General features: G+C 35.3%; 9 protein-coding genes and 1 pseudogene. 1 reads left to right on the top strand and 9 read right to left on the bottom strand.

Features of this window, described 5'->3' with window-relative positions; genetic code table 11:
* The 6 genes and pseudogenes from F6P99_RS07015 to F6P99_RS07040 form a co-directional block, all read right to left on the bottom strand.
* Positions 1-344 (bottom strand): annotated as a pseudogene (locus F6P99_RS07015) (transketolase family protein); the annotation flags it as partial.
* 9 nt (positions 345-353) lie between these two features.
* Positions 354-1,199 (bottom strand): transketolase, encoded by an 846-nt coding sequence (locus F6P99_RS07020; RefSeq protein ID WP_152286762.1) that lies wholly within the window; start codon positions 1,197-1,199, stop codon positions 354-356.
* A 1-nt stretch (position 1,200) separates the two neighbouring features.
* On the bottom strand, positions 1,201-1,854 hold the full coding sequence (gene fsa / locus F6P99_RS07025; protein ID WP_152286763.1) for a fructose-6-phosphate aldolase: 654 nt from the start codon (positions 1,852-1,854) through the stop codon (positions 1,201-1,203).
* A gap of 40 nt (positions 1,855-1,894) precedes the next feature.
* Positions 1,895-3,319: a D-xylose transporter XylE gene (gene xylE / locus F6P99_RS07030; RefSeq protein WP_152286764.1), complete on the bottom strand. Its 1,425-nt coding sequence runs from the start codon at positions 3,317-3,319 to the stop codon at positions 1,895-1,897.
* 78 nt (positions 3,320-3,397) lie between these two features.
* Complete coding sequence (xylA, locus tag F6P99_RS07035; RefSeq protein ID WP_152286765.1) at positions 3,398-4,729, bottom strand: xylose isomerase; 1,332 nt, start codon at positions 4,727-4,729, stop codon at positions 3,398-3,400.
* 18 nt (positions 4,730-4,747) lie between these two features.
* Positions 4,748-6,226: a xylulokinase gene (locus tag F6P99_RS07040; protein ID WP_152286766.1), complete on the bottom strand. Its 1,479-nt coding sequence runs from the start codon at positions 6,224-6,226 to the stop codon at positions 4,748-4,750.
* A 268-nt stretch (positions 6,227-6,494) separates the two neighbouring features.
* On the opposite strand from F6P99_RS07040, the gene F6P99_RS07045 reads away from it, so the two are divergent.
* Complete coding sequence (locus F6P99_RS07045) at positions 6,495-7,532, top strand: substrate-binding domain-containing protein (protein WP_152286767.1); 1,038 nt, start codon at positions 6,495-6,497, stop codon at positions 7,530-7,532.
* A gap of 70 nt (positions 7,533-7,602) precedes the next feature.
* On the opposite strand, the gene F6P99_RS07050 is transcribed toward F6P99_RS07045, so the two are convergent.
* The 3 genes from F6P99_RS07050 to F6P99_RS07060 form a co-directional block, all read right to left on the bottom strand.
* Positions 7,603-9,033, bottom strand: a complete 1,431-nt coding sequence (locus F6P99_RS07050; RefSeq protein ID WP_152286768.1) for a rubredoxin — start codon at positions 9,031-9,033, stop codon at positions 7,603-7,605.
* A 20-nt stretch (positions 9,034-9,053) separates the two neighbouring features.
* Positions 9,054-12,584 carry a nitrate reductase gene (locus tag F6P99_RS07055; protein ID WP_152286769.1) on the bottom strand — a complete coding sequence of 1,177 codons (3,531 nt, stop codon included), beginning with the start codon at positions 12,582-12,584 and terminating at the stop codon, positions 9,054-9,056.
* A 203-nt stretch (positions 12,585-12,787) separates the two neighbouring features.
* Entirely contained in the window at positions 12,788-13,450 is a 663-nt protein-coding gene (locus tag F6P99_RS07060) for a response regulator (RefSeq protein WP_152286770.1), read from the bottom strand.
* Positions 13,451-13,555: the final 105 nt, after the last annotated feature.

A 13,555-nucleotide genomic window follows, 5' to 3' on the forward strand; every position in this document is an offset into this window, starting at 1 on the left:
AATCCAGCGTGAGAAGCACAAATTTTTACGTTTTTATCTGAGTAGGCAACAGATTGACGAATTTGATCGTAAACTCTACCTGTAGAAAAGTTGGCAAAAGTACCCGTAAAAGGAATATTACCTCCGATGGTAAGTCCAGCCGCAATACCAATCATATTTGCTTCTGCAATACCAATTTGAAAAAAACGATTTGGATTTTCTTCAATAAACTTGTCCATTTTTAAAGAACCAATCAAATCGGCACAAAGTGCCACAACATTAGGGTTTGTTCTTCCTAATTCTGCTAAACCAGCTCCGAATCCAGAACGTGTATCTTTCGATTCTGTATATGTATATTTTTTCATCATCAAATTTTAATAGTCACCTATAGTTTCTGTGTTTTGAGAGAGTCCGATTGCCAATTGTTCGTCATTTGGTGCTTTTCCATGCCAAGCATGTGTATGCATCATAAAATCAACTCCATTTCCCATAACCGTATGTAATAATATACAAATAGGTTTTCCTTTACCTGTTCTAGATTTAGCTTCTTTCAAACCGTTGATAATTGCAGGAAGATCATTTCCTTTTTCAATAGAAATAACATCCCAACCAAAAGCGGTGAATTTTGCACCTAAGTCTCCCATGTTCAAAACATGATCTGTAGATCCATCAATTTGTTGACCGTTAAAATCTATGGTTGCGATTAAATTGTCTACATTTTTTGCTGCAGCGTACATAATTGCTTCCCAGTTTTGACCTTCTTGTAATTCTCCATCACCATGTAAAGTATACACAAGCTGTTTGTCGTTGTTCAGTTTTTTAGCTTGTGCAGCACCAATCCCAACAGACAAACCTTGTCCGAGTGAACCGGAAGCTATTCTTACACCAGGTAATTCTTCATGGGTAGTAGGATGACCTTGTAAGCGAGAGTTTAACAATCTAAAAGTGTTTAATTCAGCTACGGGGAAATAACCACGATGTGCTAAGACACTATAGAATACAGGAGAGATATGGCCGTTAGATAAGAAAAATAAATCTTCGTTCGCACCGTTCATATCAAAAGCACCCTCTTTCAATTCCATTATTTCGTTGTACAATGCAACTAGAAACTCGGTACATCCTAAAGATCCTCCTGGGTGACCAGAATTCACTTTATGTACCATTCGCAAAATATCTCTTCGCGTTTGAAATACTAAGTTATTTAATTCTTGAATCTCCATATTAGTTTCCTTTGGCGTAATCTTCCAAAAATTTAGCCAAGCCACTGTCTGTTAAAGGGTGTTTCAACAATCCTTCGATAGATGATAAAGGACCTGTCATAACATCAGCACCTACTTTTGCACAATTAATAACATGCATAGTATGTCTAACAGATGCTGCTAATATTTCAGTTTCAAATCCATAGTTGTCATAGATCAATCTGATTTCTTCAATTAAATTGATTCCGTCTGTTGAAATGTCGTCCAAACGTCCTAAAAATGGTGATACATATGTTGCACCAGCTTTTGCTGCCAATAATGCTTGTCCAGCAGAGAAAACCAATGTTACGTTTGTTCTAATTCCTTTAGAAGAAAAATATTTACATGCTTTTACTCCGTCTTTGATCATCGGTAATTTTACAACGATTTGAGGATGTAATGCAGCCAATGCTTCACCTTCTTTTACCATTCCTTCAAAATCTGTAGAAATAACTTCAGCAGAAACATCTCCGTCTACTGCTTCACAGATATCTAAATAATGTTGTAATTGGTTTTTTTCACCAGTAATACCTTCTTTGGCCATCAATGATGGATTTGTAGTTACTCCGTCTAAAACTCCTAAATCTTGTGCTTCTTTAATTTGTTCAAGATTTGCTGTATCGATAAAAAATTTCATTCTAATTTATAGTTTTGGTTTGTTTCCAAACCGATTTAATTTATTGTTTTTTGTCCCAAAGGTTCTCCATTTCTTCTAGAGTTTTACCTTTAGTTTCAGGTACATATTTCAAAATAAATAGTGCTGCTAAAATGCTCATAATTCCATATATCCAATAGGCAAACCCATGATTGAATTGCTCCGTTAAGTATGAATTGTCATTCATCATTGGGAAAGTTAGCGATACTAGGTAGTTAGAAATCCACTGCGCAGCAACGGCAACAGCCAAGGCTCTTCCTCTAATTTTGTTTGGAAAAATTTCAGCCAATAAAACCCAGGCAACTGGTCCCCAACTTACAGCGAAACTAGCTACATACAACATCATACAGAAAAGTGCGATATAACCTGAACCTTCTGCAAAGAATACAAATCCTAACGAAAGCATAGCTACAGCCATTCCAGCTGCACCGATAATCATTAAAGGCTTTCTACCATATTTGTCTACTGTTTTTACAGCAATAATGGTAAATAAGAAGTTTACAATTCCAACAATTATAGTCATCAGTAAAGCACTATCTGTTCCTGATGAAATGGTTTTAAATATCTCTGGAGCGTAATATAGAACCACATTGATACCAACAAATTGTTGAAATACTGAAATCAATACTCCAATGATAATAACCAACCAACCAAATGATAAAATATGTCCAGAAGTTTTTTCGTTCATCGAAGCTTTTATTTCTTCTAGAATTGAGTTTCCTTCTTTTTCTCCGTTTACTTTGATCAAAACATCTAACGCTTCTTTTGGTTTGTTTTGCAGCATTAAAGATCTTGGCGTGTCTGGAACTAAAAATAGTAGTCCAAGAAACAGTCCAGCAGGGATAACTTCTGATGCAAACATCCATCTCCAACCAATTGCATTTAGCCATTCATCAGAACCACCTGCTCTAGAAATAAAATAGTTTACAAAATAAACAACCATAAAACCACCTACGATAGCAAGCTGGTTAAATGACACTAATTTTCCTCTGCTATCAGCGGGTGCAATTTCTGCAATGTACAAGGGAGAAAGCATTGATGCTAGTCCTACACCAACTCCTCCAATGATTCTGTAAATGATAAAAACTGTAGATAAAGTATGGTCACCTTCTCCAATTGGAGAAATCAGCATTTCTGGCATTGCAGAACCTAATGCAGAAATTAAAAATAATACTGCAGCCAGTATCAATCCTTTTTTTCTTCCTAATTTTTTACTGATGATTCCACCAAAAACACCGCCAATTACACAACCGATCAATGCGCTTGATACGAGAAATCCTTTAAAGGCACTTGCGGCTGTTTCGCTTAATCCCTTTGGTATAACAAAAAAGTGATCTAGAGAACCTACGGTTCCTGAGATTACACCTGTGTCATACCCGAATAATAAGCCCCCTAATGTGGCTACTAAGGTTAGTTTTAAAAGGTAGCTAGAATTTGCTTTATCCATGTTTTTGACGTTTAAGTTAGTTAGTTTATTTCAAAACAACAGGGTGTATAATTGCTCATACACCCTGTTGTTTCTTGGTTATATATTTTCGTTTACAATATTTTCAAATAGTTCTTGTTTACCACTGATGTTTGGTAATTCACCATTTTCTTTTGCAATAGCATAAAGATCTTCGAAAGATAATTTTCCTTCTTCGAATTCTTTTCCTTTTCCAGAGTCAAAAGAGCTGTAACGATTTTCTCTCAATTCGTTGTATTTAGATTCTTTCATGATTTTATCTGCAATGATTAATCCTCTTGCAAAAGTATCAGCACCACCAATATGAGCTAAGAAAACATCTTCTAAGTCAGTTGAGTTTCTTCTGATTTTTGCATCAAAATTCACTCCTCCACCTTGCAATCCACCAGCTTTTAAAAACACCAACATTGCTTCAGCAGTTTCTTGAATATTGTTTGGAAATTGATCTGTATCCCATCCGTTTTGGTAATCTCCTCTGTTCGCATCAATACTACCTAACATACCTGCTTGCGCAGCAACATCCATTTCGTGTTGCATGGTATGGCTTGCTAAAGTAGCATGGTTTACTTCTAAGTTGATTTTGAAATCGTCTTGTAAGTTGTGCTTGTTTAAGAATCCAACCACGGTTGCTGCATCAAAATCATATTGGTGTTTTGTTGGTTCCATTGGTTTTGGCTCGATAAAGAAATTTCCTTTAAAACCTTTACCTCTAGCATAATCTTTTGCCAATCCTAAAAATTGTCCCATATGGTTTAATTCACGTCCCATATCTGTGTTTAATAAAGACATATAACCTTCACGTCCACCCCAGAATACGTAGTTTTCACCGCCTAATTCCATAGTAGCGTCTAAAGCTAGTTTTATTTGACCACCAGCTCTGGCAACTACGTCAAAGTTTGGATTTGTAGAGGCTCCATTCATGTATCTTGGATTAGAAAAACAGTTTGCAGTACCCCATAATAATTTCACACCAGAAGCTGCTTGTTTTTCTTTTAAGTAAGCAACAATTTCTTTTAAACGTGCTTCAGATTCTTCAAAAGTAGCCCCTTCTTGAATTAAATCAAAATCGTGGAAACAGTAGTAGTCAAATCCCATCTTCGTAATAAATTCAAAAGCTGCATCGGCTTTGTCTTTTGCGGCCTGAACAGGGTCAGTATTTTGGTCCCATTCAAAATTTTGTGTACCAGGTCCAAAAGGGTCAGAACCTTGTCCACAGAATGTATGCCAGTAAGCGATAGAAAACTTAAAATGTTCTCTCATCGTTTTTCCAGCAATCACTTGATCTGGGTTGTAATACTTATAAGCTAATGGGTTTTTTGAATCTTTCCCTTCAAACTTAATCTCTCCAATTCCTTTGAAGTACTCTTTACTTCCGATTGTTAACTTAGACATATGATATAATTTATTTTGTTATTTGATTAGATTTTCTAATGTGGCTTTCCATGCATTGTAGGCCTCTACATAAGGCGCTTTATTTTGCAAAGGCTTATAAGTCATTACATGGTCGTTTTGTGTGATGTTGTCTCCGAATTTTTTGAAGTCTCCATCTGTCAATCCTGCTGCTCTTGCCGCTCCAACAGACCCTGTTGTGTTGTATATTTCTATTTCATGACCAATTAGAGTGGCTACTGTATTTGAGAATATTTCAGAACGGAAAAGATTGTCGTTTCCTGCTCTAATTACATTGATAACAGCGTTATCATTTTTCAATATATCCATTCCATAAACGAACGAAAATGCAATACCTTCAAGCGCCGCACGATACATGTGTGCATCTGAATGTTTGTTGAAGTTTAAATTGCAGTATTGAGAACCTACATTTTTATTGTTTAAAATTCTTTCAGCTCCATTTCCGAATGGTATCACAATCAATCCCTCAGAGCCAACAGGTACTTCTCCTGCTTTATTGTTCATCTCTTCATACGAATCAGCTGCTAAATTGTCTTTCATCCAACGGTATTGTATTCCAGAACCATTGATGCACATTAGTTTTCCTAAAATTTGATTGTCTTTAGAGTAATTTACATGTGCGAAATTGTTTATTCTAGAAGATTCTTTTGACTTTTTCGAATTCGTTACTGCATAAATAACTCCAGAAGTACCTCCCGTTGCTGCGACTTCTCCATGATTGAATACATTTAAAGAAAGCGCGTTGTTGGGTTGATCCCCTGCACGATAATTTACGGTAGCACCAACAGGAATACCAGATTCCTCGGCTCCTTTTTGATTAACAGTTCCTTGATTGCTAAAATTTTCTACAATATCAGGTGTCAATGAAGGATCAATACCATAGTTTTCTAAAAGAAAATCAGCCACAGAATCCGCCTCGTAATCCCACAAAATTCCTTCGGATAATCCATTTTTAGTAGTGTTAAAAATACCTGTTAATTTGTAGGCGATATAATCACCTGGTAGCATGTACTTGTAGATTTTGTCATAGGTTTCTTTTTCGTTGTCAAGAACCCACTTTAACTTAGAAGCAGTAAAATTCCCTGGTGAGTTTAAAAGTTTTGCAGCGCAAACATCCTCTCCAATAGTTTCAAAAGCTTTATTTCCAATTTCTATAGCCCTACTATCACACCAAATGATTGAATCTCTTAAAGGAGTTCCGTTTTTGTCTACAACAACCAAACCATGCATTTGGTAAGAAATTCCGATACCTGTAATTTTTGTTGCATCAATTCTAGATTCCTTGATTGCTCTTTTAGAAGCAATGCAAGCATATTTCCACCAAGTATCGGGATTTTGTTCAGCCCAATCTGCATGAATAGCATTAATTTCCATTTCACTTTTTGGCTCATGAACTGCCGCTAGATTTTCTCCTGTACTTGCGTTTACAACGGCTACCTTAACGGAAGAACTTCCTATGTCAAATCCTATATAATACAATGCTGCTATTTTTTAAGTTAGTGAGTCAAAATTATAGGATACCATAGATTAAATCATGCAAGGAAGTATGATTTGTTTAGATTGATCGTTTTTAGATAGGGCAGTTTTTCTTCTTAAAGCTATACTTTTACTGGTGTTTTGTGTTTTAACCATGTCCACTTAAACGATTAAGTAAAATTTGTGTTCCTGTTTTTTAAGTTTGTAATGGGGGACTGTAATAATTGTCGATTAATTTGAATAGATTTGTTTTAGTAAGTATTGAGTTTTTATGATAACGATTAAGGAAATAGCCGAATTGGCTCAAGTATCTACGGGTACTGTAGATAGGGTGATTCATAACAGGTCTGGAGTGTCTGAAAAAACGGCGAAGAGAATCCGATTATTACTAGATCAACATAAGTTTAAACTCAACGATGTTGCTAGTAAGTTGGCAAATCGAAAAAAATATACATTAGCCACATTGCTTCCTGCTTTTGATAATCAAAATTCGTTTTGGAAATCTCCCTATTTAGGAGTTCTGAAAGCGAAGGAAGAGGTGGGTTTTTATGGAGTTCAAACCCTAAGTTTTGCATTCAATCAATTCGATGCTAGTACCTATCTTGCTCAATTTGATTTGATGATGAAGTCGAAGCCAGATGCTGTGGTTTTGGTGCCTACTTTTAAAGCAGAAACTAAAATAATAGTAGCAGCTTTAGACAAAGAAGAGATTCCGTATTTGTTTTTAAATACAGATATAGAAGGGTGTAAAAATTTGTCTTATGTAGGTCAAGATGCTTATAGGAGTGGAAAACTAGTCGGTAAATTGTTGCATGTTAGCATGTCAATTTCAGCGGAATTCTTGGTAGTGAATTATCGAGAAAATATAGACAATTATCGTGCTATCTCAGATAGAATGGAAGGTGTTGCATCTTATTTTGAAGATAAAAATATAGCGATAGATGTTCATAATCTTACGTTGAATACGCTAGATAATTTAAAAACAATACGTGACCAACTTAGAGGTTGTCTAGATAAAAATCCAACCATAAAGGGATTGTATGTTCCGTCTAGTCAGGTATCAAAAGTTGTTGCTGCATTAAGTAAGGATTGTCTGAAAGAGTTAGTTGTGATAGGGCATGATACAACTGATGAAAATTTAAAATTTTTAAAGAAGGATTTAATTACCTATCTGATATCTCAAAAGTCATTTGAGCAAGGGTATGATGCAATTCAGTGTATGTCAGATTATTTATTGCAAAATAAGCAGCCCGAACAAAGAATTTTGTCGCCCTTAGAAATTGTTACAGCTGAAAACTATTATTCTTAATGAATAGAGAAAAATAAAAAAGGTCAATAAATTAATGATTGACCTTTTTTGTTTTATAAAATTAACTTTTTTACACAGCTGTTTTTTCGAATTGAGTTTTAGCTCCCTCACATACATTACATACATAGTCATCTGGAAGTTCTTCGAATTCTGTATGGGGTGGTATGTTGGCTTTTTCATCACCATATGTGCTATCGTATATTGTCATACAATCTGAACATTGATATACTTCAACCTTTTCATTAACTTCTTTTTTTACCTTTTTGTCTTGTATTTCTTGTGGCGTATCTCCCAATTGATCGAAATACATTTTACTCAATTCCATGAGTAATCCCGGTAGTTCAATTTTATCAACATCTTGAGCATAGACAATATAATCTTGCGTGTTTGGGTCGAAATTCTTAGAGTACAAAACGTTAAATGTAGGTCTTACTTGAAAGTTTTTGACAATGTCTGGTGTTTTGTTTTTTTCAACCATAGCTGTCGTGAAATACGAATTGTTTTGACCGAAATTACTGATTCCAAAAGTCATTCCGTATGTGCTGATGTCATTTTGGTCAAAGCTTTTAACGATAAATTCTTTTAGGCTTAAGGCTTCTGGATCTGCAACAGGTATGTGCCAATTCATTTCTAGTGATGAATGTCTTACATTGATTCCTCTTTTTCCTAAGAATTTTTCTAAAGTAAGTTTGTCTTCTTGGTAAATACCTTTTACGATAAAAGATTTCCAAGATGTCAGACATATTTTACCAACTTTATGGTCTAAACAAAATTCTGAAAAGTCTTTTAGAAAGGTTAAATCGTATTTGTTGTTTCTCCAATACAAACCTAACCAATATCGATTGATTCCCATTTTGTTCATTCCTTCATAATAAGGAAAGGGTTCGAAAGGAATTACCAAGTCTTTTTCTATAGTGCGATTGTTTGTTTCTAAATTGGCATTCACTAAATCAAACAACTCTTCAACATCATCAGCATCAGTATATATTTCTTCGATCTCTTTTGAGATTTTATGAATGTCATAGCTAAAGATAAGTACTGGATAAAATACAGATTCTTCCCAGTGTGGGAGTTTTAAATTCAAATACCAATAGTCTTCATGTTCAGAGGCTATAAAATTTAATTCTCCACTAAATATTGGAACCAATTGTTGTTTTGGGTCAGTTATGTTGATTTTAAGCTTAGGAGAGTATCTGAAATTCTCGAGTATGTACAAATATTTTACACCATTTAACCAAGGTGTGTTTTTAAAGATGTCGGTAGAAACATAAGAACATACGATATTTTGAAAAGATGCTTCCGATACCGTGTCCATTGTTAAATCCGGAAATTGCTCTAGAATTTCTTTGTCTGATTCGTTAATTGGCAGATTGATATCTTGTCTTGATCCAAAAGAAATTTCTTTCAAACCCAAGGCTTCAGCTAATTCAATGACTCTTTTCAATTCACTAGGCGACAATACACCTCCTTTTATGAATATTCTTTGTAATTCGTTTGTCATATCGATGTCTTTTTATGGACTTACGCCAATTGTTTTTTTGTTTCTTCTAATAAAATATCTCTGACTTCAGGTTTGCAACTACCACAACCTAGACCAGCACCTGTAGATTTACATAATTCGGTAAATTCTGTACAGCCACTATTGATAGTTTCGATCAGGTTTCCTTCTCCTACTTGACTACAAGAACAGATTAATTTTCCGATTACAGGGGTTGCGTTGCTTTGTCCTCTCAGCAGCTCTTCTCGTTTGTCTGAAAGTTCTGTTTTATCTTCAATTAAGCTTTTAAATTCAGCGAATTCACTTTTATCACCCATCATAACAGCTCCAACCAAACGATCGTCTTTGACAATACATTTTTTGTAGAAACTCTTGCTTACATCCATTAACAAGATTTCTTGATAAGATGAATCGCTCTCTGGGTACTCAATGTTTCCAATACTACATAAATCAAGATCTTCAAACTTTAAAATATTCATTAGTACTGAACCTTTGTATGTACTATTTAAGTCACCTAGAATAAACTTTGCCGCGATATCTGCTTGTTGTTCTGCTGCAGAAGTAATACCGAAAAGGTTGTTGTTAAACTGGGCAATTTCACCCATGGCAAAAATTTCTGGATCACTAGTTTGCAAGTATTGATTTACAACAACACCACGTTGTGAGGAAAGTTTTGCAGATCGAGCCAATTCAATATTTGGGATTGTACCAATAGCATATACAATTGCATTAGCCGTAAGTGTTTTACCTGTTTTTAGGTTGATAGAAAGTGAGTTGATTTCGTCATCTTCAAACACAGTACTTACCTCATTGTCAAAATAGGTTTGAATCCCTCTTTCCTGAACATCTTGAGCTAAGAGTCTACTAGCAACTAAATCTAATTGACGCTCCATCAAACGAGATGCTCTCTGAACAATGGTGATGTTTATATTTCTTTTGTTTAAAGCAGCCGCTAATTCAAGCCCTAACAAACCACCACCAACAATTACCACGTGTTGTTCGTTTAATGGCAAGCCAGTTTGGTCAAGATAGTTCTTTAAACCATCGGCATCAGCTTTGTTTCTCATGGTGAATCTACCCGGAAGATCTAATTGTGCGTCTTTAGGTACAAAAGCACGACTTCCTGTTGCCATAATCAACAAATCATAAGAATGAATGTTACCGTGACTGTCTGTTATTTGTTTGTTTTCGCGATCAATATTGGTGATAGATGTACTCGCATGTAATTTTACATTTAGTTTGTCAAGTTCACCTTTTTTGATTTTTTGCAGTTCTTCCCAAGTCATCTCTTCACTTACATATTCGGGTAACAAAACTCGATTGTAAAAAGGTGTTGGTTCCATAGAAAAGACTTCCAAAGTATCACTTTGATTATTTTCTCTATACGTTTGAACAAATCTATAGGCGGCAGCACCACCTCCAATGATACAAATTTTCTGCTTTTCTTTTTCGTATTTCTCTACCTCTACTGCACAATATTTAAAGTCTGGTTCTTTGGAAATAGGATCAATAAGATTGTTGGTTAGGTTGTTTGCTCTACCGTGATCGCTGTTTAATATTTTTCCGAAGTGCATAGGCATAAATACCATACCAGAACGGATGTCGTAATTGATGGTAACGGTAACTCGAACAGTACCTCTTGGGTTGCTCACTACCACAATATCTCCTTCTTTAAGGTTTCTATTGTGTGCATCGACCCCATTCATTTCTAGGTAAGGTTTTTCTATATGTGTAAGCAAACGTTGAACTTTCCCAGTTTTTGTTCTTGTATGCCACTGATCTCTAATTCTACCTGTATTTAAGATTAACGGATATTGAGAGCTAGTTTTTTCAGATTGATTTTCTGTACTTGATGGTATATTGAACGAAGCTTTTTCATTGGCTGTGTCAAATTTAAAATCAGTGTACAGACGAGTGGTTCCTTTGTGTTTGTTGTTCGGTACAGGCCACTGCATGGTTCCTTCTTCTATCAATCTTGCGTGTGATAGGCCAGAAACGTCAATTTTTGTTCCCTTTGTAAGTAAACAGTGTTCGTCATATACTTCACTACTGTTTTTATAGTTGAAACCAGGGAAATCCATTTTTTGTGCAAATTTCCATAAGATTTCTGCATCGGGCAATGCTTCTCCTGGAGCATCGATTCCTTTTGGTAGGTAACTGACTCTTCGTTCAGAGTTCGTCATGGTTCCTTCTTTCTCTAACCAACCAGCGGCAGGTAATAATAAATCAGCAAACTCAGCAGTTTCTGAATTGTGAGAGATGTCCTGTACTACAACGAAATTTGCTTTTTTAAGAGCTCTTTCGATTTTGTTTGAGTCGGGAAGGCTTACCACAGGGTTTGTACAGATAACCCAAATAGCTTTCAGTTTTCCGCTATCTAATGCGTCGAACATTTCGGTCGCAGTCAAACCAGGTTTTTCTGATATAGGGTTTGAGCCCCAGAATTCTGCAACTTCTTTTCTGTCTTTTGGGTTTGCTAAATTTTTGTGTGCTGCTAATAAGTTTGCCATTCCACCAACTTCGCGACCTCCCATGGCATTTGGTTGTCCAGTTAATGAAAATGGTCCTGATCCAGGTTTTCCTATGTGTCCAGTTAGCAACGATATATTTAACAATGAAACGTTTTTATCTACTCCGATTACACTTTGATTTAATCCCATGGTCCACATAGAAATAAAACCTTTTGCGTTTCCGATATATTGAGCTGCAAGTTTGATATCTCCAACTGAGATACCACAAATTTTAGCTGCTTCGGTTAACGAAGTTTCAGATACAACTTGTTTTAAAGCTTCGTAATTGTTTGTATGTTCTTTAATAAACTTGCTGTCAACCCTTTTTTTGTCAATCAGTCTTTTTGCAATTGCATTGTTTAAAACTACATCTGTCCCTGGTAAGATTTGAATGTGTAAATCTGCTATGGCACAAGTTTGTGTTTTTCTAGGGTCAACAACTATGATTTTGGTGTTCGGATTGTCTTCTTTGTGTTTTTCAAGTCTTCTAAAAAGTATTGGGTGGCACCAAGCAGGATTTGCACCAGTAATTAGAAAAGTATCGGCGAGTTCTATATCTTCATAGGCAATGGGTACATTGTCATCTCCGATAGTTTTTTTGTATCCAACAACTGCAGAACTCATGCATAAACGTGAGTTTGTGTCGATGTTGTTGGTTCCTAAAAATCCTTTTGTTAATTTATTAACCAGGTAATATTCTTCCGTTAAACATTGACCAGAAACGTAAAAACCTACGCTATCTGGACCGTGTTTTTTAATGATGCTTTTGAATACAGCTGAAGCTCTATCTAAAGCGGTGTCCCAAGAAACTCTTTTCATAGGATGGTTTTTACTCCATCTCATTTCTGGATACAATATTCTGTCAGTGGTATCTTGAGCTACATAATGTAAGTTCATTCCTTTAGAACAAAGCATTCCTTTGTTTGTTGGATGATCTGGATCTCCTTTTACTTTTAAGGTACCATCATGGCTTTTATCTACGATGATTCCACACCCCACTCCGCAATAAGAACAAGTAGTTTTATAGGATTTTGCTAATGACATAAATATGTGTTTTTCTCAGTTTTATTTATACCTAAGTTTTTAGATATTTTCAGTTAAAAATTAACAGAGCTGATGTTTGTCTCAGTAATTCTTAGAACAAAGTTACGAAATTACGTAGTAATACGTAGCTTAATACGTAATTTTTATGTAAAAACTAAAATCTGACTATTTCCTTGTTATATTTATGATAAATAGCAGGTTTATTAAGAAAAGCCCAATTCTTTCGCTTTTGAAGATAGTTCGATTAGGTTTTTTACGTTCAATTTTTTCATCAAGTTGAAGCGGTGAGTTTCAATTGTACGCTTGCTTTTACCAAGACTTTCAGAGATCTCAGTATTGGTTCTACCCGATAGAATTAATTGTAAAATTTCAACTTCTTTTTTCGTCAATCCGTGAGTGTTGATTGGCGAAGTCGATTTTTTTGGTGCTGTGTTGGTACTTTGTAAAAAGTTTGAAACAATGACATTAGAAATGTCTCCGCTAAAGTATTTATCGCCTTTAGAGATTGTTTTGATTGCTTTGATAAACTCTGGCTTACCAGTGTCTTTTAATAGGTATCCAGATGCACCTGCTTTAATCGATTTTAAAATGTATTCTTCAGAATCATGCATTGAAAGCACGATAGCCTTTGTTTCCGGAGCGTATTTGTGTAGGTGTCCTACAGCTTCAATACCATCCATAATAGGCATACGAACATCAATAATAAGTAGATCGGGCTGAAGTTCTTTTGATAATTCAAGGGCTTCTTGACCGTTTGAAGCTTCTCCTATTACCTCAAGACAAGCCTCTTCTTCTAGAAGAGATTTTATCCCGTTTCTTACTAATAGGTGATCATCCGCTAAAAGGATTTTAATTGTTTGCTCCACTGTAAATACAATTTTTATTATGGAGCAAATATAAGTGAAGTTCTTAGTTATATAAAATTTTATACGTATAATTTTAAGTAGTCGAGGTGGTTTTAATAAATTATT

It is taken from the genome of Flavicella marina (assembly GCF_009193215.1).
Classification (GTDB): Bacteria; Bacteroidota; Bacteroidia; order Flavobacteriales; family Flavobacteriaceae; genus Flavicella; species Flavicella marina.

Coding starts and splice junctions, on each gene's coding strand:
- xylA (WP_152286765.1), bottom strand. CDS start 4,729: ATGTCTAAGTTAACAATCGGAAGTAAAGAGTACTTCAAAGGAATTGGA.
- F6P99_RS07055 (WP_152286769.1), bottom strand. CDS start 12,584: ATGTCATTAGCAAAATCCTATAAAACTACTTGTTCTTATTGCGGAGTG.
- F6P99_RS07050 (WP_152286768.1), bottom strand. CDS start 9,033: ATGACAAACGAATTACAAAGAATATTCATAAAAGGAGGTGTATTGTCG.
- xylE (WP_152286764.1), bottom strand. CDS start 3,319: ATGGATAAAGCAAATTCTAGCTACCTTTTAAAACTAACCTTAGTAGCC.
- fsa (WP_152286763.1), bottom strand. CDS start 1,854: ATGAAATTTTTTATCGATACAGCAAATCTTGAACAAATTAAAGAAGCA.
- F6P99_RS07020 (WP_152286762.1), bottom strand. CDS start 1,199: ATGGAGATTCAAGAATTAAATAACTTAGTATTTCAAACGCGAAGAGAT.
- F6P99_RS07045 (WP_152286767.1), top strand. CDS start 6,495: ATGATAACGATTAAGGAAATAGCCGAATTGGCTCAAGTATCTACGGGT.